At 65.9% G+C, this 2,286-nt stretch carries 1 protein-coding gene and 1 pseudogene; both read right to left on the reverse strand.

Annotated features, from left to right (window positions below; all coding sequences use genetic code 11):
* Window positions 1-186 precede the first annotated feature (186 nt).
* Window positions 187-909, reverse strand: a pseudogene (locus LZ198_RS42710) (serine/threonine protein kinase); the annotation flags it as partial.
* A gap of 149 nt (window positions 910-1,058) precedes the next feature.
* Complete coding sequence (locus LZ198_RS42715; RefSeq protein ID WP_253977926.1) at window positions 1,059-1,412, reverse strand: hypothetical protein; 354 nt, start codon at window positions 1,410-1,412, stop codon at window positions 1,059-1,061.
* Window positions 1,413-2,286 lie beyond the last annotated feature (874 nt).

Here is a 2,286-nt window from a genome sequence, read left to right on the forward strand (position 1 = left end):
CGTCGCCCTCGAAGTCACCGGCGTCTGGGATGACCGCCGCTACCTCGACATGTCCCTGCTCAACTCAACCCCAGACACTGCCGCCGCTTGACCCCGCCAAGGAGCATTCCTCCCCCGAACCCCCTCCGGACCAATTACACACGATTCGGGACTTGACCTCGTCAGGGTGCCCGGGTCATAGAGGTGGCGGCCCGTGGCGAACTCCAGCAACGTCAGGCCCAGGGAGAACAAGTCCGCGCGCCCGTCCACGACTTCCCCGAGCAACAGCTCCGGGGCGGAGTAGATGACATCCCCTTTGGGACGCGGGAGGGACGTCGCGACTCGCCCGGCCATCCGCGACAGGGCCACCCCGAAGTCCGTCAGCATCACGCCGCCTCGGGGCATGAGCCGAATCCGAGCGGGGTTCACGTCGCGGTTGACGATGTGCAGAGGACTGCCAGCATCGTCGGCTCGCGAGTGAGCGTAGGCGAGAGCCGCCGCGACCTCTGCGAAGACGTAGAGGCAGAAGGATTCGGAGAAGTAGCGCCCGCGCGCCTGCGCCACGGCAAGCAACGAATCCAGCGTGAAGCCCCCCATGCTTTCGCTCACCAAACAGAGGCCGTGATTGATTTCGAAGAGGCCGTGAACGTGCGCGATGTTCGGATGCTGGAGGAAGCGCGCCAGCCGGACTTCTTCTTCCAGGCGGATGTGGGCGAGCCGGTATCGCTCTGGCATCGCTTCTCCACTCGGGAGCGGCACATACTTCACCAGCACCTTGCCCTGGAAGCCGGCAGGTGTACGAGGCCGCGCGTAGAGGATGCGCTCCCCATTGCGGCCCTCGCCGAGAATCTGGAAGAGGAAATACTGCGTGTCCCCTTGGGAAAAGAGGACCACACCCTCCTTGAAGGGAGGGGCGGAATCGTCAGACATGAATGGGGCTCCTGTGAGCCCTCGCGGAAAGCACCTCCTGCGAAGGCACAAACAAGGTACGCCCAGTCACGTCCGACGTGAACGACGCTATAGGTCGCGAACTTCGCGAAGCCCGATTGCCATTTAGTAAAGCCGCCTTACAAAAGCCGTCAGGGCCACTCCTTTACAACGTATCCGTAGGCGCTCAGGGGGAACTCGACAGTTCCCGGCTTCGGGCCCGGCCCCATCTGCACCCACCCATTCTCACCAATCACAATGCAGACAGGATAGGTGCTCCCGTTGGGGTACCGGGCCTGCGTGTAGCGCGCCATCAGAGCCCCGTCGCGCACCCAGATTCGCCCCTCGAGTGTCGTCCCGGTGGGAAGCTCGTCATTCCCACTTCGGACAACTCCTCTCGTGGGGCCTTCCGAAAAGATCCCGTAGTCATTCAGGGCCCCGGGTCGGCGTTTGTCGAGGGTCACCACGACCGCATCTCCTTCCGGGATTCGCAGCACCTCGAACATGGCCTCGCGCGCTTCTTCTGGGCATTCACTGGGGCCGGGGCGAACCTGGGAGCTGCTCGGACAACCCAGCTGCAACGCGACGGCGGCAGTGGCGACCGCGCACTTCTTGAGCAACTCCGCCCGGCCGCCACTGGATGCAGGGGTCTTCACGGCCGAAGACTCGGGCGAACTGGCGACGATAGGAGGGGCACGCTTCACGGCGGGGCTTTCCTTCTGGACGGGAGCTTGAGGGGGCAACGCTACCCCAGGCGACAATGATTCAAGCGGAGGAGATGCGACAGCGTCACCTTGGGACATACCTGCATCCTCCTGTGGGGCCAGTGCGTTCAACGGGGCACCAGCTCCCGGTGTCTGCGGCGCGGTGGACTCGATGGAATCCATCCCGCGTGGAGCCTTCTGGGCGGACGTCGACGCGAAGAGCCCCACCAGGACCGCGATGGCCAGCGCGGCGCCCAGGGCACCCACGAGCAGCCCGCGACGCGAGCGGGCCGGCTTGGGGGGATCCGTGCCGGTTGCAGGGGTGAGGAGCGGCCTCGCGGCGAGGGTGTGCAGCGGCGTCACCCACTCCGGGCCGGACTCATGCGCGATGGCGGCCAACTCCCGCCGCACCGCCTCTGCCGACGGGGGCCGGTTCTCGGGCTTGCGAGCGATGAAGCGCATCACAGCATCGCTCAACGGGCCGGGAACCCGCTCATTCAACACGCGGGGGTCTGGAGGCATCGCCCTGCCCTCGACGGGTGTCCTCGGGTAACTGTTCGCCGTGCCCCGTCCCGGCGCCGTGCTGACCCGCCCGGGACGACCGGCGGGAGCTGCCGTCAGTCCTGACTCTTCGGAAGTGTGACCGTGCCTGGGTTCTCGATGGCGGCGAGAGCGG

Origin of the sequence: Myxococcus dinghuensis (genome assembly GCF_024198235.1) — a bacterium.
Taxonomy (GTDB): domain Bacteria; phylum Myxococcota; class Myxococcia; order Myxococcales; family Myxococcaceae; genus Myxococcus; species Myxococcus dinghuensis.

Excerpts from the sequence above, each read along its gene's own strand:
- LZ198_RS42715 (WP_253977926.1), bottom strand. The coding sequence starts at position 1,412 with ATGTTCGAGGTGCTGCGAATCCCGGAAGGAGATGCGGTCGTGGTGACC.